Origin of the sequence: Litchfieldia alkalitelluris, from assembly GCF_002153425.1 — a bacterium.
Taxonomy (GTDB): domain Bacteria; phylum Bacillota; class Bacilli; order Bacillales; family Salisediminibacteriaceae; genus Evansella; species Evansella alkalicola.
This window is the reverse complement of record NZ_KZ119600.1, coordinates 2629092-2652499: the sequence shown is the minus strand read 5'-3', so window position 1 is coordinate 2652499 and position 23408 is coordinate 2629092. Positions and strand designations below refer to the sequence as shown.

Here is a 23408-nt window from a genome sequence, read left to right as displayed (position 1 = left end):
TGTCTATTGTGGTATAATTTTTTATGATTTAAAAAACAGAGTTGAAAGGAATTAACTTTGATGTTAAAAAGATATTTACTAGCTTTATTTCCTATTATCTTACTTTTCGGATGCAACAATGCCCAAGAGGAAGAGCGAACTTTATATGTTGCAGCAGCTTCTGACCTATATCATGCACTAACTGAAATTGGCAATGCTTTTGCTGAAGAATATGATGTGAACATAGAATATACATATGGATCAACTGGACTTTTGACACAACAGATACAAGAGGGAGCACCATTTGATTTATTTTTGGCGGCGCATGAATCGTTTATAGACCAATTAATTAGAAATGGTGCAGTGCATGAGGATTCTAAAGAGTATTACGCCATTGGGAGACTCGTTGCTATGTCCTCAAGTGAAGAGGAGGTTAATCTAGATGTAGATTATTTGCTAAGTTCAGATGTTAAAACAATTACTATTGCTAATCCTGAACATGCTCCATATGGTAAAGCAGCAAAAGAAACATTGGAATACTGGGGAATTTGGGAGGAAATTCAGCCTAAATTAGTGTTAGGGGAGAATATAAGACAATCGTATCAATACGTTGAAACAGGAAATGCAGATGTCGGGTTGATTGCACTGGCTCTTATGAATAGAACGGGATTTTACTATGAACTGATTGATGATGCTTCCCATGATACGATCCTACAAGCTTTAGGAATACCTGTCCAATCAGGGGAAAGGGAATTAGCTGGGCAGTTTGTGGAGTTTATTTTAAGTGATGAGGGACAGGGGCTCTTAAAGGAGTACGGTTTTGATAAACCATCATATTAAAAACGCAGGTGGGGTTTCTACGGTTTTACAAAACTTGAGAACCTCATCTGCGTTTTTTGTTATCTAGCCATTAATTCATGAACCATAATGCCCGTGAACGGGAGAACCGTCCCTGCGTTAAGTGGCGGAAGGTCATGAAGCAAAGGTATGACCAGGATATGGAAATAGCAATCGCTGCAAAAATGTCTGAAGGGAAATGTGCTCCCACAATGATTCGACTTAATGCAATTGCACAAATGACGAATATGGCTGAGAGTGCAATGATATATTTTGCAATTGTGTTGCTTATAAGTTGAAAACTTAAGAAAATAATGAGAATAAATAAAATGGAAACTCTCATAGTATGCCCACTTGGAAAACTATATGAGGAAATCTCCAAGGAGTAACCGAATACTTCAATGACACTCATTTCCCCTGGTCTTTCCCGTTGGAAAAGAATCTTGAGCAAAAAGTTTAATATTATACCACCAAAATTAAGTGTAAATAACAATATAGTATAAGCCCACATTTTTTTTACCATTAAAGTGATACCAATTAAGACTGTAAGTACAATGATTATCTCTCCAGAACCAATTTTCGTTATTAGTTCCATTGCTGACATGATAGAAGGAGTTGCTACACTCATAGCCAAGGAGATAAGTCGTTGATCGAAAAGTACTAACTGATCTAGTAATGATAAGACCGAGAGGAAGACAAACAATACTAAAAAGCTAATTGCAATATAAAAGTCTTTTTTTGTTGAAGTGCTCATAATATTACCACTCTTTCAAAACTTGGATGTAAGAGTGTATTATACCATTCTCCTAAACAAGAAGAAAGGTGAACGTAGGAACGGTTCTCACGTTTACACTGGGAGAACCGCCTTATGGTTTAAGAATTTATCTTCTTTTTGTTACAGCACGGAGAAGGCAAGAAAGTCCCCCTGACTATACAGGGGAACTATCTAAACCTCTATATTAAAGAATATCTAGTTTTACAGCTAGTGCGATTAGTAATTGGAGAAGGATTTGAATGTTTGCTGCTACTTGCGTGTCAGTTGTTGACACTTCAACATCTCGAGAGTTTTCTATCACTGTTTTTTGAATAGAAACTTGCTCTGTTTTTGATGCTTGCATTAATTCCTGCGTGAGATCTTCTGCAGTGTCAGAGTCAGCGATAGAGATGCTAATTAAAACAGCAATTGCAGCCTGTAGACCAGCTTGAAGGTTAACAGATGCTTTCGTGTCTGTTGAAGTAACAGTAATGTCACAAGAATCTTTAATATAGATATACTCTTCATTTAGTTGCTTCGTTTTATTTTTGTTACCTGCTTGTTGTGTTTCGTCCTGCGTATCATGAATTGGGTCTAGTGCGTTCCACTTTTTACTCATATTGAATTCCTCCTTTCGAGTCATTCAATAATTACGATATGAAAAATGAGGCTTCCTGATTGGACAAATTGATCAAGATAAACATTGAGTTTTAGGTGAGATATTTAATGTGGTTGGGAGGATAAAGGGTGAGAGTTGTTGGAAATAAATAAAGTTGCCTGCCCTATGTAGAAGGGAAATAACAGTTTTAGCACCTGGGGGCAGGCTTTTGTTGACTAAAAAGTAGTGTGTTTCGCTTTCCATTTCTTCACTGATATAAAGACCCAAAACCCATAAATACCTAAGGTAATAATAGTAAGGAACCACCATTTGATCCAGTTTCCAAATAATCCAAGGGCGGTCCCATGAAATCTTAGTCGTTTTCCATTAATGACTGTGTGCTCAACTTCCCATTTGTATACCATTGTTACTGCCCAAGGATAACAAATTCCTAATGTAAATACAGTTACTATCCAACCTAAAATAGACCAACCTATAAATTGAAATAAACCACCATCGAAAAAAGACCGTTGTTGTCCAGACGTTTCATTTGTTGCATTAAGTATAATTTGAGTTGTCATTCTTATCACCTCCTTTCATCTATTTCCTATAATCAATCACTATCTTAATGTTATTCCAATAAATTACTTCAAATACTAGTATAATATTAATTTTACAATAAAATTGAAATCTACTATTCGAAATTATTGTATTATTTGTGTATTGTATTAGATATTATTAGGTTTAATAAATGACTCATGTTTGAGGATTTTTGAAGAATATACTGTTAGGAGACTAGGAGGTGTTTGGTTGATTAGAAAAAAACTCATTTACTCATTTGGGGCATTTGTTATTGGTACTTTAATTGTTATGGTGGGTTGTTCTCCATCGACTGGTGAACCAGATAAAATGCCGGAAGACTTTAATTTTAGTTTAAGTTATGGAGTGGGTGGTAATCAAAAAGTGGACACTTTTCATAACATTGTAGTGAAAGATCTAGTACAAAGTGGCATAGCAGAGGTAAACATTACTTTATCTAATCAGGAAATGAAAGAAATTTATAATAAAATGATGGACATCAACATCATGGAGATAGATATAGATGAGGACTTAAGTTGTGCGAGCTCTCCAGCAACACTATCAATTTGGAAGATTGAAATGGGTGGAGAAACGAAAAGAATGGGATATGGTAGTGTATGCCAATATTATCCTGATTACATGTTAGACCTTGCAGAATTGGAGAAGTTTATACACGAAATTATTATCAATAAAGAGGAGTATCAAGAGTTGCCTGATACAGTTGGTGGCTATGCATAATATCATGACTTAAGGAGGAGTGAAGCTTGTATTTGTTGAAAAAATATAGTGTACTTATATTTATTGTTTTAATCGTTATGATTGTTTCTGCATCTATTTTTTTAAAGAATGAAGGAACATATGGTAACGATGAGGAATCTATTGTGGAAGTGATTAGGTCCATAGATGGGTATGGAGAGGGTTCCATAGAAATACTGGATATTAAAGATTTAGGAGAGGACAGATTTGTAAGCTTTTTAGATAATAACCAGCCAACATTTATACAGTTCACAAAAAACCTCGATGGTAATTATGAGTGGAGATTCATAAGAAGTGGAAACCCAACCTTTACTGCATTTTTCGAGCATGTAAGGAATGGTGAATATGATGGAGCCGCGTTTTGGGTAGTAACAACTAATGAAAATGAGATTGCTAAAATGGAGTTGATCGTAAATAGAGAAGTAATTGAACAAGAGTTTCCGTTAAAAGAAAAATCTGTGACTTGGATTCCTTTACCAGAATCGGATGGAAGATATATGTTTGATTATACATACTATGATAAGGACGGAAATGAAATAGAATAGAAGGATTGTATTTTAGAAAAGGGCTTTGTAAGTTAAAATGAAGAATCTTCATATCAATAGATTAAAAGTCTTTCATAATGCGGCATAGATGGACTAATACTTAAGACATAATCCGCTTTTGAATATCAGAATATTAAGTAAATATAAAGTATGGGGGAATCAGTTACATGGAATATGATGTTATTGTAGTAGGAGCTGGATTAGCTGGGTTGGTAGCTACAGCAGAATTGGGGGACGCGGGAAAAAAAGTATTATTGTTAGACCAAGAACCAGAAGCTTCAATGGGGGGACAGGCTTGGTGGTCCTTTGGTGGGCTATTCCTTATTGATTCACCTGAACAGCGAAGAATGGGGATTAAGGATTCTAAAGACTTGGCGTGGCAGGATTGGCTTGGGACTGCTGGTTTTGATAGGGAGAATGACGAAGATTATTGGGGGCGTAAATGGGCGGAAGCTTACGTAGAGTTTGCTGCAGAAGAGAAACGTTCTTGGTTGTATGATATGGGGGTACGTATTTTTCCAGTTGTTGGTTGGGCAGAACGAGGTGGTCACCTAGCTGATGGCCCAGGAAACTCCGTGCCACGATTTCATATTGTATGGGGGACGGGACCAGGAATTGTAGCACCATTTGAACGACGTGTACGTGAGCATATGAAAAATGGGGTAGTGAAATTTCTTCCGCGCCATCGCGTGAATCAATTAATTACAAGTAATGGAGCTGTTGTCGGTGCAAGTGGGGCTGTGCTTGTTCCAAGTGATGCTGCTCGTGGAGAGGGGAGTAGTAAAGAGGTAATTGGTGATTTTGAATATCGTGCACAAAAAGTATTAGTTTCAAGTGGTGGAATTGGAGCGAATTTTGATTTGATACGAAAGAATTGGCCAAGCAGACTTGGCGCCCCACCAAAACAAATGATTTCAGGTGTTCCTGAACATGTTGATGGGCGGATGCTTGCAATTACTGAAAAAGCAGGAGGCAGAATTGTGAATCGCGATCGGATGTGGCATTACACGGAAGGCATTAAAAACTGGGCACCTATATGGAAAAATCATGGTATTCGTATTCTACCTGGACCTTCGTCTATTTGGTTAGATGCCAAAGGTAAGCGTTTTCAAGCCCCGAACTATCCTGGCTTTGATACGCTAGCTACTCTAGATGCTATCAAAAAGACAGGGTATGACTATTCTTGGTTTATTCTCTCACAAAAAATTATAGAAAAGGAATTTGCCCTTTCTGGTTCAGAACAAAATCCCGATTTAACGGGGAAAAGTATTCGTAAAGTACTAGGAAGGGCATTAAAAGGTGCGCCTGCTCCAGTCAAAGCTTTCATGGAAAAAGGAGAAGATTTTGTAGTTAGTGATAATTTGGCTGACCTTGTTGCGGGAATGAATCAACTATCTGGAGAAAACCTGTTGGATTTAGCTGATATAGAAAGACAAATCATTGCGAGAGATCGGGAAATAGATAATAAGTTTACGAAGGATCTCCAGATTACAGCGATGCGAGGTGCAAGATATTATCGTGGAGATAAAATTGTACGCGTGGCCTCCCCTCACAAAATACTCGATCCAAAGAATGGTCCTCTCATTGCAGTTCGCCTCAATATTTTGAGTCGGAAAACATTGGGGGGATTACAAACAGATTTATCAGGGAGAGTTTTGAATGAAACAGGAAAGCCAGTTCCAGGATTATACGCAGCTGGAGAAGTTTCCGGATTTGGTGGAGGCGGTGTACATGGATACCGTTCATTAGAAGGGACGTTTTTGGGAGGTTGTCTTTTTACAGGAAGAGTAGCTGGGCGTGCAATTGCCGAAGAAATGAAGTAAGAGAAACGGAAAGACCCTATATATAAAAATTTAAAAATAAGTCAATATCTTCAAGATGCGAAAAAGCGTTTCTGTGAAAAAACAGAAACGCTTTTTTGGGGAATTATTCCAAAGTTCAGAGAATTAATGTTAATATGAAACGAAAGGAGGCTTTTATGTACGTTATTGCATTTATAATTATTCTGTTTGTATCAGCTTGGATTATTTATCTTTTTAGCAGAAAATTTTTATCAGAGTCATTAATACCAAATAAGATTGTTAGATTTGTCCTCCTCCTCATTATAGGGGTATTAGTAAGCAGTACGTTGTCTTACATATATAGCAGACTTGATATTGAAGCGAGTACCTTTGGAGTTGTAGCAGCTTTGATCTTTGTTTTATGGTTGGAAATAAAGAAAGATAGTATTAAAAATGAAAACAAATCCTTGTTGCAGCGAGTTCTCCTCTCAAGTTTTATCATTATAGGTATATTTCCCTTATTATTAACCCTTATAAACTAAGGAGTTTGGATCAAATATATAGTAATGTTTATCGTAATTTATATTTTATAGAATAAGAGAACAGAAAATAATTGTGGGGGGTATAAGATATGAGTAACAAAGGTTTAGCAGGATTATTGGTTGGCATTTTTGCAATCGAACTGTTAGCAATACATATAATAAACATGCTTTTCTACGGTGTGATAAAAACATGGATTTTTGATTTAACGATCATTTTACAATTTATACTCTTTTTGGGCGTGCAGCAATCGGGCAAAGGTAAGGATTTTATAGCAAATATTGCATTATTAATTATCATGCCAATTGTTTTCATCATCGCTTTACCGACAACAACCTATGAAGGTGGAAAAGAAATTCTCCAAAATGAAATCACCCATGATGAAGTATCCTTTATTTCAACGGAGTTCAAAACGATACAAACGACTGATAATTCTTCTTGGCTGTTAGAAAACTTTTACTATCATTATGAGGTTCAGGCTTCAGGAGATGATTTATATTACATGATAAACCCGTCTAATGGAGATGTATATCAGCTAGAAGAAGATTTCTATAGGCCTTTTCGATAGTTTCATATAAATTACGAACGGTTCTTTTTATGGTTATTCTGGAAAAAAATGAGATGACAAACAGAGAATAGTGGGGGTGTATATATTGAATATTCGACTAGCTGAAGAAAAAGACATTGAGCAGTTAATCAAAATGAGGTGGGATAACACAATAGAGTTCGACGTAAGCAAAGAAGGAGAAGATTATGAAAAATTTGCAACGGAATGTTATATATTTTTACAGAAAGCACTAAATAGTAGTGAGTGGTTTATTTGGATTGCAGAGGATGAAACGGGGGAAATCTCCTCACATATATATGTTGAATTAATACATAAGGTTCCGAGACCTGGTAGAATTACGAAACCATTCGCATACATGACTAACGTTTATACGAAACCAGAGTCTAGAAATGCTGGGGTTGGGAGTGAATTATTGAGCTCAATCAACTCATGGATAAAAGTGAATGAATACGAATTCGTTATTGTATGGCCAAGTGAAGATGCGGAAAATTATTATAGGAAAAATGGTTACGTTCATTGTACAGAACCTATGGTTTATTACCCTAATTAATTTTGAATCACCTACCATTATTCTTAGGAAGGTTGGATTATATTGAGTAACAGGGCTAAGTGGAAGAATGGGTTAGACGATTTGTCCATTGAGGAAAAAGAAGAATTGAACAAGATCAAAAAACAGAATCCCTATGGACTAATAGTGATGCTGATGGGGCTCACATCGTTTCTATTCGGTCCACGGTTTGTCATCATACCTATCGTAACTATTCTTTTTGGACTATTAACAATAAGAACATTCGATAAGGTCAGAGAAGATAATCCTTGGACGTTTTATGTCGGACTTGGATTAGCGATATACGGATTATATTTATTTATCACAGGTTATGAACATGATGTTAAAATATAAGGTTGTTTTCAATAGTTAAAGCCCCGTAGCACACTTGCTTTCATCTTGTTGGGTGAGCCATTTCCACGTAAAGTAAACGAATACGCATTCAACCATCTAGATTGGAGGGGATTTTTTTGTACAAGGAAACAACCATTGAAGCATATTTATGCTTTTTCAAAAATGAACCACACTGGGATTTTCCACTAGAAACAGTAACGGGCAGATTGGGAGTAACACCAACGAATCTTGAAAAAATAGGAGATTGGGCAAACCAAAAGAGGCAATATGTTACGACAGAATGGAGATATAGTACAGGTCTTATTGAAACATGGGATTTTGAAATGGTTATTGGGAAGATTGTTGATACGTTTAGAGATAAAGTTGAGGTTATTAATGAGTTAAAAAGAGAACTTGGAATCGAAACTGCTTTGCGAGTAGTTACACATGTAGTTAATGAAGATTCTCCTTCCTATGTCATACCAATAGATGTAATGAAATTTGCAATTAGTATAGATAATTTTATCGACATCGACCAATACATATATGTGTTTTTAGACGAGGAAACGGATAGTTAGAAAGTGTTGACGTGCATGCTTAACCTGATTCTATTGAATAAACATATTGTTGATGTACAAGGAGGAAAGTATGACAAGAAAGGGAATTGTATTTACAGGTGGTGGCTCTGCTGGGCATGTAACACCCAACATTGCACTGATGAATGAACTAGATGAATGGAAAATCTATTATATCGGCTCAAAAAGTGGGATCGAAAAAGAGTTAATCGAGAAAATTAGCATTCCTTATTATGGGATAAGTAGTGGAAAACTAAGACGATATATTGATATAAACAATGTATGGGATATGTTCAGAGTGATAAAAGGTTGCTTTGAAGCAAGGCGTATTTTAAAAGAGATAAAGCCTAGTCTCGTTTTTTCTAAAGGTGGATTTGTTTCCGTTCCTGTTATTTTAGCTGCAAAATCTTTAAATATACCTATCTACATGCATGAAAGTGATATGACACCAGGACTAGCAAATAAAATTTCCCAAAGATTTTCATCGAAAATATATACCTCTTTTGAAGAAACGACTAATTTTTTCCCGAAGCATAAAACGAAAGTGATTGGTTCCCCAATTAGGGGAGAGATATTTAATGGTTCTCCTGATTTTGGAAGGGAGTTTCTTAAATATGACAGTAATACACCAATCCTGACGATCATGGGTGGGAGTCTAGGTGCAAAAAAAATTAATGAAGTAGTCCGTCAATCTCTGAACGTCTTAACTATGGATTATCAAGTGGTACATTTGTGTGGTAGAAATAACATTGATGATAAGTTGTCTAATCATCCGAGGTATAGACAGTATGAATATGTTCATGATGAGCTACCAGATATACTAGCTGCGACGGATATCGTCATAACAAGGGGTGGCTCTAACTCCATATTTGAGTTTCTAGCCTTAAAGATACCAATGATCATTATTCCACTAGGACTAAATCAAAGTAGGGGAGATCAGATCTTGAATGCTAAGGCATTTGAAGAAAAAGGATATTCTCTTACTTTGGAAGAAGATAAACTTAATCGCCATTCCTTGATGGAATACGTTAACACGATCTATAAAAACAAGTATGAATTTATACAAAGAATGAAAGAGTCGCAAAAAGGGGAAGCATTACAAACCCTTGTGGCCGAAATTAATCAAGTAAAATAAAGGTACAATTTATGTGGAAAAAATGATATTACGTATATAGGAGATGATTTTTTATGATTATTGGACTTCACCATGCACAAATAACAATACCAAAGGGTACTGAGGCGGAAGGGAAAGATTTTTATTGTAATGTTTTAGGTTTACCTGAGATAGAAAAACCTGACTCTCTTAAAGGAAGAGGAGGATTTTGGTTACAAGTTGGTGACATATCAGTTCATGTAGGAACAGAAGCAGGATTTGACCGTCTTCAAACAAAAGCACATTTAGCATACCAAGTAGAAGACGTTTCATATTGGAGGAACAAGCTAGAGGAAAATGGCATAGAAATAATAGATTCTGTCCCAATCCCTAATTTTGAAAGATTTGAGTTTAGGGATCCATTTGGTAATAGAGTAGAGATCATTAAAGAGCTTTAGATTTGTTATCTATGTTTCTATTTTTTACCGAAAGTTATTAAAAGAAGGACCCAAGTATAGGGAAGACACTTGGGTCCCTAAATGTTAAGTTATCAACCATTCATATTAGGAATAAGGGAATATCTTCCTAAGCTCCTCTTTTAAAAGGGGGTGGACCTTTACTTGTGGTCGAATTTGCTGAATATATTGTTCTCCCTTATCAACAGTATTACATATTCCTAGTGTTAGAAGTACACCTATTGCCACGCTACCTGCGCGGCTTTTTCCCCCACCTCAGTGAAATCCTACTACTTTTCCAGCATGAAAGGCTTCTACAACAGTATCAATTGCTCGCTTAAGTTCCTCTTTTTGACCAGAAATGGCATCTGTTATGGGAACACGAATACACTGGACTTCTGGATCAGATACGGAACAACTTTCTGCTTCGCTTCGTAGGTCAACGATTACATTTGCTTTTTCCTCAGATACCATAGACATAGCATCTTCGGCAGCACCAATGAACATGCGCTCTAATAGATGATGATATTGTTTATTTTCCACTTGAACACGCCCTTAATATTGTGATTATATTTTATATACAAAGATACCAAGTAGGTACAAACTGTATAGATGAAACAGAACACTCTGACAGACGTAAAATTATATCAAGTTAATCAAGGTTCCACCGATTGCTCCTGCTAAAACTATTGTCCAAGGTGGTAACTTCCAAAACACAAGCATTCCAAATAATACAGCCGCTAACGCAAAATCAACAGGTGATAATATGGAACTAGTCCAGATCGGATGATAGAGTGCTGCAACTAAAATTCCAACTACAGCCGCATTCACTCCGAATAGAGCACCTTGAATATGTGGATTACTTCTTAATGCACCCCAAAATGGTAGTGTCCCTAGAATAAGAAGGAAGGCTGGGAGGAAAATGGCTACTGTTGCTAGTAGAGCACCTCCCCAACCGTTCATGATGGCCCCTAAGTATGCTGCGAAAGTAAAAAGCGGTCCAGGTACGGCTTGTGTAGCCCCATATCCTGCTAAAAATGCTTCTTCCGTCATCCAACCAACTGGAACGATTTCTCGCTCAAGAAGTGGTAAAACAACATGACCACCACCAAATACGAGGGATCCTGCTCGGTAAAAGCTGTCAAACATAGCAATCCAATGAATAGACGTCAATTCCCTTAAAAAAGGAAGCAGGAAAAGGAGTCCGAAAAAGATGGATAAACAAATGACAGCAAAACGCTTACTTATTGGTACATGAATGTGTGATATTTCCGGTGCTTTTTGTTCTCGGTATATCCAAAAACCAACGAGCCCAGCAGCAACGATGATAACGACCTGTGTTATGACCGCTTGCCACAACAATGTAATAATAACTGCAAATAATGCGATCGTTTTTCTTTTATTGTCTGGTGTAAGTTTTGAAGCCATACCTAAAATGGCGTGTGCAACAACAGCAACAGCCACAATTTTCAGTCCTTGTATCCAACCAGCACTACTAATGTCAAAACCTTGTACAAATAGGGCAAAAATGGTTAATGCCAAAACAGAAGGGAGGGTAAAGCCTAGAAAAGCCATAATCCCACCTAATAATCCTGAGCGTATAACACCAATACCAATACCTACTTGACTACTTGCAGGTCCTGGTAAAAATTGACACAACGCAACTAAATCTGCATAGCTACGTTCATCTAGCCATTTTCGTTTCCTGACATACTCATGATGGAAGTAACCTAAGTGGGCGATGGGGCCTCCAAAGGATGTCAATCCTAACCTGAAAGCCACTAAAAATACTTCTAGTAAGGATCCTTTACTATACTTTTCTTCTTGTTTATTATCTTCTGTTTTCATCGTCTCACACCAACTTTTATGTAAATTGAATAACTTTCATATCTACTTTAATATGACTTTCTTCATGCAACGTTTATTTTAACAAGGACGAAGTATAATTACTACCTTTTTGATGATAGTTGGTAGCCTAGAATTGTCGTAGAAGTTTAATGAAAATACGGAATCATATGATAAACTTTAATTAACAGTAACGGAGTGAATAATGCGATGTTAGGTGGGGTAGTGTGAGTTTTTATGTATATAACTATGCAAAAGTACTTAAAAAGAATTTTATGTTAGTAATTGTAGCATTGGTTCTATTAGGAATAACTTTTTTCATATGGACGGGTATTCCCATTTTCTTTATTGGGAGTGCCATCGCAAAAGTAACCTCAAATACTTTTATTATAACTCTTGGCATAACTCTGTCTGTGGGATTTTTATTTTCATTGTACTTTATCCCTATTAATCTTAAAGTTGCATCCAATGTAGCAGAAGAAACACAGGAACATAGTGTATTGGTTACTTTCTTGATAATAAATGTATATTGGATATTAGCAAGTTCGTTTATATTTTTAATGATTTTTAGCGTTGTTTTTATCATTTAGTGAATTGTAGTAGGTGAATTAAGGAGTTATGGATATCAAGGGCTGATCAGGTATGAGAATGAAGAAAACCCGAATCTCATACCAGATCAAGGGGCGATCAGGTATGAGAATGAAGAAAAGTGGAATCTCATACCCGATCAAGGCCCGATCAGGTATGAGAATGAAGAAAACCCGAATCTCATACCCGATCAAGGCCCGATCAGGTATGAGAATGAAGAAAAGTAGAATCTCATACCCGATCAAGGCCCGATCAGGTATGAGAATGAAGAAAAGTGGAATCTCATACCAGATCAAGGCCCGATCAGGTATGAGAATGAAGAAATATAGAATCTCATACCCGATCAAGGCTCGATCAGGTACGAGAATGAGAAAATGTATAATCTCATACCCGATCAAGGGGCGATCAGGTATGAGAATGAAGAAAAGTAGAATCTCATACCAGATCAAGGCCCGATCAGGTATGAGAATGAAGAAATATAGAATCTCATACCCGATCAAGGGCCGATCAGGTACGAGAATGAAGAAATGTGGAATCTCATACCAGATCAAGGCCCGATCAGGTACGAGAATGAGAAAATGTATAATCTCATACCAGATCAAGGCCCGATCAGGTATGAGAATGAAGAAAAGTGGAATCTCATACCAGATCAAGTGCAGATCAGGTATGAGAATGAAGAAATATGGAATCTCATACCAGATCAAGGCCCGATCAGGTATGAGAATGAAGAAAAGTAGAATCTCATACCCGATCAAGGGCCGATCAGGTATGAGAATGAAGAAATGTGGAATCTCATACCAGATCAAGGCCCGATCAGGTATGAGAATGAAGAAAAGTAGAATCTCATACCCGATCAAGGGCCGATCAGGTATGAGAATGAAGAAATATAGAATCTCATACCCGATCAAGGGCCGATCAGGTATGAGAATGAGGAAAAGTAGAATCTCATACCCGATCGAGCACCAAATCAACTTGGTGAACATCATGTAAAAAGCAATATATCAAATCGCATTCCAACTCAACAAAGCCATTTTCATGCTAACCTAAAGGAAATAGGAGGTGAGGGTATGAGATTGACGCGTGAAACACAATACCTGAAAGAAGTCCACTTGAAGCGGGAACAGATTACTTCATATGATCAATTTCCACTTAATCTACCTGTTATCAGGCATTTTAATAAAATCAAATTGCATCCAAATGTGACCTACATTATCGGTGAAAACGGCATGGGAAAATCAACCTTACTTGAAGGTATTGCACTCCTATTAGGTTTTAATCCAGAGGGTGGTACTTTAAATTTTAATTTTTCAAGCTATGATTCCCATTCTAATCTCGATCAATATCTCCGCATATCAAAAGGCGTACAGAGAGCGAAGGACAACTTCTTCTTTCGAGCAGAAACTTTTTATAATGTCGCCACAAATATAGAAAAAATGGATAGTGAGCCAGGATTGGGAGGAAAAATCATTGATTCCTTTGGTGGTACGTCCTTGCACGAACAATCCCACGGTGAATCCTTTTTCGCTGCATTTACAGAACGATTTCAAGGTAATGGTTTGTATATATTAGACGAGCCAGAAGCGGCACTATCTCCATTAAGGCAGTTGTCTATGCTTGCTAGAATTAATGAGCTGGTGAACCAAGGCTCCCAATTTATTATTTCAACTCATTCTCCTATCATTATGGCTTATCCACATGCAACTATTATTCAGTTGACGGAAGAGGGTCTCACGGAGGTGCGTTTGGAAGATACGACTCACTACTCATTAATGAAGCAATTCTTTGAAAACAAGGATCGCCTGCTTCATCATTTATTTGAAGGGTAATGTGGAATTTATTGTAGTAAGGGAGCATTATGACGCGATCCTATTCATTGATATAGCTTCACTTAGTTTGCATCGTTACTAAATAGTCCTTTGGAAAAAGAAAAGAGTGATGTTATGAAAACGAAGAGTAAATTTAAAAGAATGTCAAAGGTATTATCAATGGCGTTTATCATCTTCATTCAAATTTATTGGTATAAGTTAAGCAAAAAATCGGCAGCGGATTGGGAAAAGCTGTGGGAAAAAATAGGGGGAAGATTTAGAAGGACATTATTTGATTTAGAAGGCCTACTTATTAAGGTAGGACAATTACTGAGTATACGTGCAGACTTGCTCCCTAATGGATTTATTCGTCAAATTCAAGATTTGACCGATCAAGTACCCCCTTCTGAATGGGAGGAAATTGAGAGAACCCTTATAACTGAATGGGGTGGGCCACTGGAGAATTCCTTAATTTCTATAGAGAAAAAAGCTGTAGCTTCTGCCTCTATTGGTGAAGTGTATAAAGCTATACTAAAGGATGGCAAAACAGTTGCCATTAAAGTACAGCGACCAAATATTCAATCTATCATTCAAACGGACTTTCGTACTTTAAGTATTATTATTTGGTTTGCACATCACTTTGTTCCATTACCAAAGGGATTTATTAATTTAAAGGTTTTATATAAAGAACTCAAGGAAGTTATTGAACGTGAGCTAGACTTTTCGTTGGAAAAAAACAGTCTACTTTTTTTCCAAGAACGTTTTAAGGATACTGAAGGCGTGAAAATTCCAGACGTGTATTCCGAGTTGAGTACAGAGAAGATATTGGTTATGGAGTGGATGAATGGAATTAAACTTACTGATGAAGCATCCATTAGTCAATTGGAAACAAATAAAAGTGAGCTAGCTAAGCGTCTCATTGAAGTTTTTCTTCCACAGTGGCTAGAACCAGGTATGTTCCATGCTGATCCCCACTCAGGTAACGTACTAGTTTCAAAGGAAGGGGAAATTATTTTACTAGATTTCGGAATGGTAGGAGAAATTTCAAAAAAGGATGCGACATACTTTCAAGCGCTAATTGAGAGTTTATTATCAAAAAATTACCCGAAAGCTGTGGAAAGCTTAACTTATTTAGGTTTCTTGCTTCCAGAAGCAGACCCTAGGACGATGGAAAGACTCTTGGCTGAATTAATGTCTTTTCAACCTGCCGATTTGAAAGAAATGGACCTTATTGCTTTAAAATTGGAGTTGAACGATATGATTCAAGCACTCCCGATTCAGGTGCCAACTAGATTTGTCTTCTTAGGCCGATCATTCATAACGATGGAGGGGATAGTTATGAGTCTGGTCTCAGAAGACGATCTCCATCATGTTTTAAAACCAGTATTTATGAATTGGCTCAGGAAACAGGAGAATAACAAGTGGTCGTTTATCTGGTTCTGGCTGCAGTCACAACCTTTATTTAAGACAGTCCATTCCTTTAATGAATTCCTAAAGCTCCCTCAAAAACTAGAGAGTTTAAAGGAAATAGAACAGCGAAGACAATTTCAATTTACTATATATGAAAACTATAAAAAAAATTTGTTTCAGTTAAACCTCCTAGGAATTTTAGGGATAGGGTTAGGAACTTTTACAAATCATCAACTTATTTTGCAGCTTTCTATCGGAGTCTCTGTAATTTCAAGTATCGGATACTTTATCTACAGTTATAAGGTGAAAAAGTGGATGAAATACATGCATGAACAACGTAGATGACATAATCCTAACTTCCCTACAAAAACTAGATCCAAGGTTGGAACTTTACTATAATGGGGAGAGTGTGATGAAGGAGGTATAATTATGACGGAATATCATGTTGCAAAAAATGGATCAGACGTTGGAGAAGGATCGAAGCATTCCCCTTTTTTAACAATTAATAAAGCGGCAGCAGAGGCAATAGCTGGTGATACTATCATCGTGCATGAAGGGGAATATCGAGAATGGGTGAAGCCGAGAAACCCTGGTTTAAGCGAAAAGCGAAGAATTACATATAAAGCTGCAGATGGCGAAAAAGTAGTTATTAAAGGTTCAGAACGAATCCAAAATTGGGTTGAAATTGAAGGGACGGTATGGAAGACTGTCTTACCAAATGAAATCTTTGGGGATTTCAATCCGTATCAAGAAGAAGTGTTTGGAGATTGGCTTTTTAAATCTGAGTCTAAAAAACATTTAGGTGATGTGTATTTAAATGGTATGTCCTTTTACGAGGCTGGGACATATAAGGAGCTACTAAAGCCAAGTATTCGAACAGAAATAAAAGATAATTGGACTAGAAACATTGTACCAGTTCATCAACCAGAACAAACTAAGTATGTTTGGTATGCTGAAGTTGATGAGTATAATACGACCATTTATGCTAATTTCCATTACTATCACCCAAATGAAGAGAATGTGGAGATCAATGTACGCAAATGTTGTTTTTACCCAGAAGTCAGTGGCATGGATTATCTTACCGTAAAAGGTTTTGAGATGGCGCATGCTGCGACACCGTGGACACCACCAACAGCAGATCAACCAGGATTAATTGGTGCCCATTGGAGTAAAGGGTGGATTATCGAGGACAATATTATTCACGATGCAAAATGTAGCGGAATTAGTATTGGGAAAGAGATTTCAACAGGAGATAATTTTAGTACGAAGCGAAAGGATAAGCCTGGTTATCAATATCAGATCGAATCTGTTTTTCTAGGACTTGAAGCAGGGTGGAGTAAGGAAAAAGTGGGGTCACACATCATACGAAATAACACCATTTACGATTGCGGTCAAAACGCTATTGTGGGACATTTAGGCTGTATTTTTAGTGAAATATATAATAACCACATTTATAATATTGCTCTTAAGCGAGAGTTTTATGGTCATGAGATTGCAGGTATTAAGCTTCACGCGGCAATCGATGTACAATTACATACGAATCGGATTCATGACTGCTCCTTAGGCCTTTGGTTAGACTGGCAGACGCAAGGGACAAAAATTAGCCGAAACCTGTTTTACAATAATAATCGTGACATGTATATTGAGGTGAACCATGGGCCGTTTATTGTAGATCATAACATTTTAGCATCTGATTATGCGTTAGATAATTATGCACAAGGTGGCGCTTATATTAATAACCTTATTTTTGGAAAAATGGTTCACCGTAAAATCCTCAATCGTTCCACACCTTATCATGTTCCACATAGTACGAAGATAAAAGGATTTTCTGTCGTTCATGGTGGAGATGACCGTTGGTTTAATAATATCTTCATTGGACGTGAAGATATGGAAGGTATCGTTCCTGGTAAAAATGAATCGCTGCATGGCGTTGGTACCGCCCATTACAATGGCTATGCGACTTCCCTAGGGGAGTACATGGAAAATGTCCATAAAAAACCTGGAGATGTGGAGATATATTTAGATAATGACCAGCCTGTTTACATTAATCAGAATGCCTATTTAAACGGCGCAGTTTCCTTCGAGAGAGAGGAAGAAAGTTTGGTAGACGACCATTTTAACCCGAATGTTACAATCGTGGAGGAAGGAGATGACGTCTACCTCACATGTGAGATGCCTGAAACAATAGGAGTAGTTTTGGGTAAAGTCCATTCTACCGAAACGCTAGAACGGGTAAGAATTGTAGATGCAGAGTTTGAGAATTCTGATGGAACAGATGTAGTCATAGATACAGATTATTTAGGAAAACAAAAAGGTGCGGCAAGCATCCTAGGACCAATCTCTGATTTAAAACCTGGGAAAAACAAAGTGAAAATCTGGGGTTAAAAATGTAATGAAACAAGGGTGGGCTGTCGTTTTTCGGCAGCCTATTCAAATGGATTGATTCTCACTTCTCCCTATCTAATTGACTCACAGAAATGATATCGGCTATTTGGAGGGCATCACCTGTAAAGAGACAATAGAGATCTGTCACACTATTATTCCATGTGCAGTTTTGTAGTAGGAAGCCTTCATATCCTTTCTTTTTTAAACTTTTACGGAAATTTGTATTGGCTTCCTCTTTATTTAATAATATCCCTTTATCCTTCCATGTAGGCTTCTTTATTTTCTTGCTAAAATAATCACAGTAATTGTCCCGTTCCTTCATAAACGCTTCAAACGCGGTATCATGTCCTGAACCATAAATTTTCAAATGAGGTTCATGCATATAAACTTTATAGATGTACCCAATCACAGGCTTCTCAATATGAATAACCTTAGGTTCTCCATCTTCCCAAAAGTCCGTTTCTGAATTTACAGCAATCATTTCTGTTCCGACAGCATATGGCTTTGCAGCAACTATGTCAGAAGTTAGCCAAAACCCGATTGAAGCAATATTCTCATTTATACTTTTGTTTTGAACAGCTAATTCTTTATGAAATTCATCAATTTTTTTCATTGCACCAAAATACGCGATAATACAAAAACCTCCTACATTACATTTCCCTAAAATGCTACTCAACATTAATATTTCCCGGACAAGCGCACCTTCTGACATTATTTGCGATATATTGAGGTAGTTTGCAGTAATTCACGAATTCTTCATGCACCAAAAAGGATTTTTATGGGTAAAAAAGGAATCTGTTATATAGAGGCGTTCGTTTATCAAAAATCAAAAAGGAGACTTACAATGAAAATTGAAGTAAAGTTAACGGACAAAAACAAAGCTTATATTATCAAGAACCTATACCCGTTGTGTTTATACGATCTTGCTAATCATTATGACCTTTTACCTAATATACACGGTATTTATGAAGAGGGAAATGAGTTCAAAACTCTGAGTGATCAATATGATGTACAACAAGTTTGATGGGAAAAACCGAATACATTATTCCCATACTTGATCTCAGTCAATGATATTCCGGTAGGCTTTATTCTTATTGCCACACCACCTCATTGTAATAAAGGGATTGATTTTTTTATTAACGAATTCTTTTTACTTCAATCACTTAGGGGGAAGGGGGTTGCAGAAAAAGCGGCTAAAATGGTATTTCAACATCATAAAGGAAATTGGGAGTTATTTACTAACCCTTCTGAAAAAAATATTGTAGGAAAAAAGTTCTGGAGGAAAACGGTTGCTAACTATACGAATGGGGTTTATGTAGAAAAAGAAGAGGATACCTTTGATGGATACAAGCTTGTTTTCAGATTTAATAATTCTGAGAAATAGGAGAAGAACTAGAAGCCAAATCAAATGGAGGTTACATAAAGCATGGATTTTACTATAAAAAACATATTGAGAAGCTTAAAACGACAACTTGACAATGATAATCTAATAGCTGTTCATGATTGGAGTGGCCTCTATCCTAAAAAGGGAATTAGACTAAATAGTCCAGTTAATCCAAATGAGTTGGAAAAATTGATGTCTAAGACTGGCTGGTCCTTCCCTACAGACTATATTGATTTTTTATCTTTACATAATGGTGGTAAATTCTTCACATATGAATTTGGTTCAGCGTTTGAGTTATATCCAATAGAAGAACTAACGAATCAATATAATTTGCTTAATAAGTCTCTGTCTCATATTGATTTTTTGCAGAAGGAAAAGTGGATACCTATTGGATATGTAACAGATATTGGACAAGTAGTATTAGTGTATTCTCATTTTTCATCAAAGGATAGAGAATCTGTTTTTATTATTGACACAGACATTGTTGATTGTGAGTGTGACTTTAAAACATGGCTGGACAGAATGATAACCGTTCAGGGAAATTTATATTGGGAATGGCGTTCAAAAGTATTTCACCGAAAATTAAGGTAAGGTTTAAGGTAGATAAGCATTAGTTAATATAATAGTAGTGGAGGTCTATCCATGGCGATTTTTGCATTTATTGCATTGTTTGTAACTCTTTTTTCTATTGAAGCAAAACTTAGGAAAACTACAAAACAAAATGATGAAATAATAGATTTACTAAAAAGGTTAAATGAAAAAGATTAGGGGTAAGTGAAGTTTAAAAATAAGATCTTTAGGGGGTGCGTGACTATCAGCTTAGTTGTGAATAAAGAATTAGCTTTTAAATTAGAAGAATCAGAAATTAATACTTTAATGTCAAGACTAACACTAATACAGAGTATGGACGAAAACCCAATGGGTGTTGATATTAAGAAGTTTGGAAATGCTACAGCATTTTCAATAAAGAATATCCCTGGTCCCTCATTTAATACAGTAAAGGGCTTACAAGAAGGCGATGAAGCGCAGATAGAAAGGATTATAGAATTTTACAAGTCAAAAGATATTCCCGTACGCTTTGAAATATCGCCAGCACATACTTCTCCAAAATTATTAGCCAGTCTAATGGAGGCTGGATTTTATCATCATGATTTTCATTCAACTCTTTATGCTTATATATCAACTTATAATGAAACAAGTAATGAATCACATGGTGATATTACTATTCGCAAATTAGAAAGTCACGAATTCGATATTTTTGCAGATATTTACACTAAAGGATTCCAAATGCCAGAATTTTTGAGAGATGGGGTAGCTCAAAATAATGCAGTATTATTTAAAAAGAAAAATTGGACATTTTATATAGCCTTCTATAATGATGTACCAGCTGGAGTAGGGGTAATTTACATTCAAGATAGAGTAGCCACTTTATCTGCTTCAACAACCATACCTGAATATAGAAATAGGGGAATACATAGCACACTAATTAAGAGACGGATTAATAAAGCTCTTTTAGAAAAATGCGATTTAATAGTGGGACAAGCAAAATTTGGCTCTGTCAGTCAGAATAATATGGAAAGGGCAGGGTTAGGTCTAGCATATACAAAGGCAATATGGATTCCTCAATGATTGATGATAAAATAAAGAGATCATAAATAAAAGTAGGGGGAAATATATGTCATCAAGTCGGACAAAAATTAGTCTGGAAGATGCTCGTTTATCCGGTATAAATATTGATTTCGAGAAAATGGAGAATGGAGAAAAACGTTATAGGCTGATGAGCTCTGATGGCAGTTATTATTGCCGAACCGTTGCTGCAGAGACTGGTGCTTGGCAAAATAGTCATTATCACAAAAGAGTGACAGAATTTTATGTGATTCAGTCCGGCTGGATTGTTTATGCAGAAATAGGCTTGAACGAAGACGTTGACTTCCGTTTTTTGAAGGACGGAGAAAGCATCTTTGTAAAGCCGTTTGTTCATCACAATTTATTTTTATCTCCTCATACAATTATTCATACGATTAAATATGGTGGAGAAGGATCTGAAATTGATTGGTTTCCATCGAAGGAATTAGATCATTTTATTAAGAATCTTTCTGAAAATGACTTGAAAGACTTAATTAAGTATAATTAAATAGAACTAAATCATTGAGGTCTTAGCAAAAGGGTATAAAATTCATTGATTTGTATCGGAAAAAAATTAGTTTGAGAACTTTAGGAGGAAATAGCATATGGAAGTTTTTGCAAAGTATTTAGAAGGTATCGATAACCCAGACAATCGCAACCGAACAGAAGAAATATTAACATGGATTATTGATACTTTTCCGAATTTAGAGCCACAATTGAAATGGAATACACCAATGTTTTCCGATCACGGTACATATATCATTGGTTTGTCCACTGCTAAGCATCATATGAGTGTATCACCTGAAGAAGTAGGGATTGCTCATTTTTCTGATGACATTACAGAGGCTGGTTACAGTTCTACAAAAGGATTGTTTCGAATTCCGTGGAACAAGCCTGTTAATTACGAATTACTAGAAAAAATGATCACATTTAATATACAGGATAAAGCAAACTGCACAACTTTTTGGAGAGAATAGATCTTCAAGTGGTAACTTTACTCTAAAGAGAAAATCCCTAGTTGAAAATGTTAATGATGCTTAAAATGTAAATTAGCAATTTAAACATTAACAGAGCTTTTATTTAATACAACTACTTTAAAAATTGTTTTTATAACAGCTTCCCCTTGGTCATGTTTATGTACTTTATTTTGAAAGGGAAAGTCTTTTGGTGTTACTGATACTTTAGCAAGGGGGTTAACGGTGCTTTCACAAATCCATTCATCCTTGACACCCCCTGGTTTAAAGGACTTGTTAGGCAGTATATATATCATGCCGTCTCTCCATAATTTCCCCTTGAAGTCTTTATCTACTGAAAAGTAATAGTAGCGTTTAATACCTTTTTTAGTTGGAATAGATAAGCAAATATTCCTTATAGAAGCTAGTTCGGTTTTGTTTATGACAGCAAAGAACATTGACCAAATACTATCAGACGCAGCGAATACAGCTTTTACTGGTTTATTATTCGCCAATAATTGCTCACGAGGTTCAAAGCGATCAATTTCTGAGTTGTTTGAACCATGAACAAGTACATTCTTATTTTCTATGATGTAGTTTAGAAACAGATATTTTGACTGCTTGCTGTTAAAAGGCAATACACTTCCGTTACCATTCAAAACGTACTGCTCATATATTTCATCAAACTCTCTCATTACTCCATCTGATAAGTTCAATTCAGTTTCCTTTAAAAAATGAAGTCTATCAAAAATTAATAGTTTTATTTGATTAAAAAGTGGTTTCAATTTCATACAAAATCCCCCCTTTATTCTTAATGATACATCATAAATAACCATTAATCTAAGTCTTGGATATTCATTTTTTCAATTTGCTTATTTTTCTTCCATTTACTCCTGAAAGCATAATATATTGCCATAAGTACGGCTGTTGGGATGTTGGCCAACAAAAAAGTTACCAGAACTTCAGCAAATGTTGGACTTAATAAATTCAGTACAACAATTATAGAAAAAAACACGCTTATCATTGGTAGGATTAAACCAAACGATTTATTCTCCTTTTTAGATAAAAATATTTGAAGAAGTACCGTACCAACTATTACAACTAATACAATCGTTAATAAAATCAACTCTTCCATTAAAATCACTCTCCAGGTTTTGTTTTTTTATATTCAGATATTAGAATCTTTGCTGTATGAAAGTCTAGTTTTTCATTTACTGCTAATCTTTTAATCAGTGAAACATAGGGGTCGTTAGATGTGTCTTCTGCTATTTGTATTTTCTGAATTAAACGGTCTAACCTTAATCGAACAGTAGGATAAGTCACTCCATAAATACTTGCAACTTCTTTGAGTGACCCTGATGATAATATAAATTTTTTAATAAAACTGAGATCCTCATCATCTAAAGATGCTAACCAATCTGGGATTGCGTCACGTGTCATACAATACACCCTTTCATAAAAGTGAATTACAA

At 36.1% G+C, this 23408-nt stretch carries 32 protein-coding genes; 22 read left to right on the top strand and 10 right to left on the bottom strand.

The window, feature by feature from the left end:
* Positions 1–60 precede the first annotated feature (60 nt).
* The gene (gene modA / locus BW724_RS12695) at positions 61–819 is read left to right on the top strand and encodes a molybdate ABC transporter substrate-binding protein (protein ID WP_088075568.1); all 759 of its coding nucleotides are present in this window, start codon (positions 61–63) and stop codon (positions 817–819) included.
* 70 nt (positions 820–889) lie between these two features.
* Here modA and BW724_RS12690 read toward each other — a convergent pair whose 3' ends face one another.
* From BW724_RS12690 to BW724_RS12680, 3 genes are all read right to left on the bottom strand, one after another.
* Complete coding sequence (locus BW724_RS12690; RefSeq protein WP_088075567.1) at positions 890–1570, bottom strand: phosphatase PAP2 family protein; 681 nt, start codon at positions 1568–1570, stop codon at positions 890–892.
* Between the two features lie 205 nt (positions 1571–1775).
* On the bottom strand, positions 1776–2189 hold the full coding sequence (locus BW724_RS12685; protein ID WP_235848972.1) for a spore coat protein: 414 nt from the start codon (positions 2187–2189) through the stop codon (positions 1776–1778).
* A 215-nt stretch (positions 2190–2404) separates the two neighbouring features.
* The gene (locus BW724_RS12680; protein ID WP_088075565.1) at positions 2405–2749 is read right to left on the bottom strand and encodes a YjgN family protein; all 345 of its coding nucleotides are present in this window, start codon (positions 2747–2749) and stop codon (positions 2405–2407) included.
* Between the two features lie 229 nt (positions 2750–2978).
* Here BW724_RS12680 and BW724_RS12675 point away from each other — a divergent pair, with 229 nt between their 5' ends.
* The 10 genes from BW724_RS12675 (at position 2979) to BW724_RS12630 (ending at position 9943) form a co-directional block, all read left to right on the top strand.
* A complete protein-coding gene (locus BW724_RS12675) occupies positions 2979–3485 on the top strand; it encodes a hypothetical protein (protein WP_235848971.1) in 507 nt (168 codons plus the stop codon).
* A gap of 26 nt (positions 3486–3511) precedes the next feature.
* Complete coding sequence (locus tag BW724_RS12670) at positions 3512–4048, top strand: hypothetical protein (protein WP_088075564.1); 537 nt, start codon at positions 3512–3514, stop codon at positions 4046–4048.
* Positions 4049–4215: 167 nt separating this feature from the next.
* The gene (locus BW724_RS12665) at positions 4216–5871 is read left to right on the top strand and encodes an FAD-binding dehydrogenase (protein ID WP_088075563.1); all 1656 of its coding nucleotides are present in this window, start codon (positions 4216–4218) and stop codon (positions 5869–5871) included.
* Positions 5872–6026: 155 nt separating this feature from the next.
* A complete protein-coding gene (locus BW724_RS12660; RefSeq protein ID WP_088075562.1) occupies positions 6027–6371 on the top strand; it encodes a hypothetical protein in 345 nt (114 codons plus the stop codon).
* Between the two features lie 89 nt (positions 6372–6460).
* Entirely contained in the window at positions 6461–6937 is a 477-nt protein-coding gene (locus tag BW724_RS12655) for a hypothetical protein (protein ID WP_088075561.1), read from the top strand.
* A gap of 85 nt (positions 6938–7022) precedes the next feature.
* A complete protein-coding gene (locus BW724_RS12650) occupies positions 7023–7487 on the top strand; it encodes a GNAT family N-acetyltransferase (protein WP_088075560.1) in 465 nt (154 codons plus the stop codon).
* A gap of 42 nt (positions 7488–7529) precedes the next feature.
* Positions 7530–7838, top strand: coding sequence for a cell division protein FtsK (locus BW724_RS12645; protein ID WP_235848970.1), 309 nt, complete (start codon positions 7530–7532; stop codon positions 7836–7838).
* Positions 7839–7954: 116 nt separating this feature from the next.
* The gene (locus BW724_RS12640) at positions 7955–8395 is read left to right on the top strand and encodes a DUF4279 domain-containing protein (protein ID WP_176371407.1); all 441 of its coding nucleotides are present in this window, start codon (positions 7955–7957) and stop codon (positions 8393–8395) included.
* Positions 8396–8465: 70 nt separating this feature from the next.
* Positions 8466–9527 (top strand): undecaprenyldiphospho-muramoylpentapeptide beta-N-acetylglucosaminyltransferase, encoded by a 1062-nt coding sequence (locus BW724_RS12635; protein ID WP_088075557.1) that lies wholly within the window; start codon positions 8466–8468, stop codon positions 9525–9527.
* A gap of 53 nt (positions 9528–9580) precedes the next feature.
* Positions 9581–9943, top strand: a complete 363-nt coding sequence (locus BW724_RS12630; RefSeq protein WP_088075556.1) for a VOC family protein — start codon at positions 9581–9583, stop codon at positions 9941–9943.
* A gap of 273 nt (positions 9944–10216) precedes the next feature.
* Here BW724_RS12630 and BW724_RS12625 read toward each other — a convergent pair whose 3' ends face one another.
* Together BW724_RS12625 and BW724_RS12620 are read right to left on the bottom strand one after the other, a co-directional pair.
* Complete coding sequence (locus BW724_RS12625) at positions 10217–10483, bottom strand: protein-tyrosine phosphatase family protein (protein WP_088075555.1); 267 nt, start codon at positions 10481–10483, stop codon at positions 10217–10219.
* 99 nt (positions 10484–10582) lie between these two features.
* Positions 10583–11788, bottom strand: a complete 1206-nt coding sequence (locus BW724_RS12620; protein WP_088075554.1) for a chromate transporter — start codon at positions 11786–11788, stop codon at positions 10583–10585.
* A 224-nt stretch (positions 11789–12012) separates the two neighbouring features.
* Here BW724_RS12620 and BW724_RS23655 point away from each other — a divergent pair, with 224 nt between their 5' ends.
* Positions 12013–12375 (top strand): hypothetical protein, encoded by a 363-nt coding sequence (locus BW724_RS23655; RefSeq protein ID WP_088075553.1) that lies wholly within the window; start codon positions 12013–12015, stop codon positions 12373–12375.
* An 18-nt stretch (positions 12376–12393) separates the two neighbouring features.
* Here BW724_RS23655 and BW724_RS12610 read toward each other — a convergent pair whose 3' ends face one another.
* The gene (locus BW724_RS12610; protein WP_088075552.1) at positions 12394–13344 is read right to left on the bottom strand and encodes a hypothetical protein; all 951 of its coding nucleotides are present in this window, start codon (positions 13342–13344) and stop codon (positions 12394–12396) included.
* Between the two features lie 96 nt (positions 13345–13440).
* Here BW724_RS12610 and BW724_RS12605 point away from each other — a divergent pair, with 96 nt between their 5' ends.
* From BW724_RS12605 to BW724_RS12595, 3 genes are all read left to right on the top strand, one after another.
* Positions 13441–14199: an AAA family ATPase gene (locus BW724_RS12605; protein WP_088075551.1), complete on the top strand. Its 759-nt coding sequence runs from the start codon at positions 13441–13443 to the stop codon at positions 14197–14199.
* 114 nt (positions 14200–14313) lie between these two features.
* Positions 14314–15933, top strand: coding sequence for an ABC1 kinase family protein (locus tag BW724_RS12600; protein WP_088075550.1), 1620 nt, complete (start codon positions 14314–14316; stop codon positions 15931–15933).
* Between the two features lie 84 nt (positions 15934–16017).
* Positions 16018–17973, top strand: coding sequence for a right-handed parallel beta-helix repeat-containing protein (locus BW724_RS12595; RefSeq protein ID WP_088075549.1), 1956 nt, complete (start codon positions 16018–16020; stop codon positions 17971–17973).
* A gap of 61 nt (positions 17974–18034) precedes the next feature.
* Here the strand turns inward: BW724_RS12595 and BW724_RS12590 are convergent, their stop codons facing one another.
* The gene (locus BW724_RS12590) at positions 18035–18649 is read right to left on the bottom strand and encodes a hypothetical protein (RefSeq protein WP_235848969.1); all 615 of its coding nucleotides are present in this window, start codon (positions 18647–18649) and stop codon (positions 18035–18037) included.
* A gap of 168 nt (positions 18650–18817) precedes the next feature.
* Here BW724_RS12590 and BW724_RS24095 point away from each other — a divergent pair, with 168 nt between their 5' ends.
* The 7 genes from BW724_RS24095 (at position 18818) to BW724_RS12565 (ending at position 21960) form a co-directional block, all read left to right on the top strand.
* On the top strand, positions 18818–18997 hold the full coding sequence (locus BW724_RS24095) for a hypothetical protein (protein WP_235848968.1): 180 nt from the start codon (positions 18818–18820) through the stop codon (positions 18995–18997).
* A gap of 30 nt (positions 18998–19027) precedes the next feature.
* The gene (locus tag BW724_RS24090; protein ID WP_235848967.1) at positions 19028–19357 is read left to right on the top strand and encodes a hypothetical protein; all 330 of its coding nucleotides are present in this window, start codon (positions 19028–19030) and stop codon (positions 19355–19357) included.
* Between the two features lie 42 nt (positions 19358–19399).
* A complete protein-coding gene (locus BW724_RS12580) occupies positions 19400–19948 on the top strand; it encodes an SMI1/KNR4 family protein (protein ID WP_088075548.1) in 549 nt (182 codons plus the stop codon).
* 51 nt (positions 19949–19999) lie between these two features.
* The gene (locus BW724_RS24285; protein WP_268876151.1) at positions 20000–20125 is read left to right on the top strand and encodes a hypothetical protein; all 126 of its coding nucleotides are present in this window, start codon (positions 20000–20002) and stop codon (positions 20123–20125) included.
* A 45-nt stretch (positions 20126–20170) separates the two neighbouring features.
* On the top strand, positions 20171–20986 hold the full coding sequence (locus tag BW724_RS12575) for a GNAT family N-acetyltransferase (RefSeq protein ID WP_088077900.1): 816 nt from the start codon (positions 20171–20173) through the stop codon (positions 20984–20986).
* 46 nt (positions 20987–21032) lie between these two features.
* Positions 21033–21491, top strand: a complete 459-nt coding sequence (locus tag BW724_RS12570; RefSeq protein ID WP_088075547.1) for a hypothetical protein — start codon at positions 21033–21035, stop codon at positions 21489–21491.
* 97 nt (positions 21492–21588) lie between these two features.
* Positions 21589–21960, top strand: coding sequence for an iron chaperone (locus BW724_RS12565; protein WP_088075546.1), 372 nt, complete (start codon positions 21589–21591; stop codon positions 21958–21960).
* 80 nt (positions 21961–22040) lie between these two features.
* Here the strand turns inward: BW724_RS12565 and BW724_RS12560 are convergent, their stop codons facing one another.
* From BW724_RS12560 to BW724_RS12550, 3 genes are read right to left on the bottom strand one after another with little or no spacing between them, the layout of a single operon-like run.
* Complete coding sequence (locus BW724_RS12560; RefSeq protein WP_088075545.1) at positions 22041–22727, bottom strand: hypothetical protein; 687 nt, start codon at positions 22725–22727, stop codon at positions 22041–22043.
* Positions 22728–22771: 44 nt separating this feature from the next.
* The gene (locus BW724_RS12555) at positions 22772–23071 is read right to left on the bottom strand and encodes a hypothetical protein (protein WP_088075544.1); all 300 of its coding nucleotides are present in this window, start codon (positions 23069–23071) and stop codon (positions 22772–22774) included.
* Between the two features lie 5 nt (positions 23072–23076).
* The gene (locus tag BW724_RS12550) at positions 23077–23376 is read right to left on the bottom strand and encodes a DUF2089 family protein (RefSeq protein ID WP_088075543.1); all 300 of its coding nucleotides are present in this window, start codon (positions 23374–23376) and stop codon (positions 23077–23079) included.
* Positions 23377–23408: the final 32 nt, after the last annotated feature.